We start from the raw sequence: 919 nt of genomic DNA on the forward strand, positions 1-919 counted from the left end.
CGTAACTTCGAAGCTGCGATTGAAGGCGCAAAGCAAACCATCAAGCCAATCTTAGAACAGTACACCGATCTTGGTTGGGATGTGTGCGTAGGTGCATCTGGTACCGTTCAGGCGCTACAAGAAATCATGCTGGCGCAGGGTATGGACGAAGTAATTACTCACTCCAAACTTAAGCGTTTACAAAAGCAAGCCATGCTAGCCGATCATTTGGAAGAGCTCGACATCGAAGGTTTAACGCTTGAGCGTGCCTTGGTCTTCCCTAGCGGCCTGTCTATTCTTATCGCGATTTTCGAGTTACTTGAAATCGATGCGATGACACTCGCGGGCGGCGCACTGCGTGAAGGCTTGGTTTATGAAATGGTCGACGAGCTGCGTCAAAATGACATTCGTGCTCGCACCATTTGTAGCGTGCAAAGCCGTTATCAGCTTGATTGCCAATATGGTGAACAAGTGGCAACGCTGGCTGGTAAGCTTTTAGAGCAAGCCGGTGGCGATGAGTGGATTGCTGAGCCTCAAGGTAAAGTTCTGCTCGAAACCACAGCAAAATTGCACGAAATTGGCCTAACCATCGACTTTAAAAAAGGCGGTGAACATAGTGCTTACTTACTGCAAAACCTCGATTTGCCAGGCTATACACGTGCGCAGAAGTTCTTTATTGGTGAAATTGCACGCCGTTACCGCGAGCAGCTAAGCTCACTGCCAGAGCAACATGCTATATCTGGAACAAGTGCCAAACGCGTGCTGCGTTTGCTGCGTCTTGCGGTTCTACTGACCCACCGCCGCAACCCAAGCTTAGAACCACAAGTCGAGCTATTGGCTGAAGGTGATAAACTGACGTTGAGCATTGATGCGAAATGGCTAGAAGCTAACCCGCTTACGGCTGCTGAGTTAGAGATAGAATCGAACCGTCAAACAGACA

The 919-nt window shown here is 49.2% G+C and carries 1 pseudogene; it reads left to right on the forward strand.

The features are described 5' to 3' along the window. Positions 1 to 919 (forward strand): annotated as a pseudogene (locus R7Z77_RS24490) (guanosine-5'-triphosphate,3'-diphosphate pyrophosphatase); the annotation flags it as partial.

This window comes from Vibrio sp. 1401, assembly GCF_033340295.1.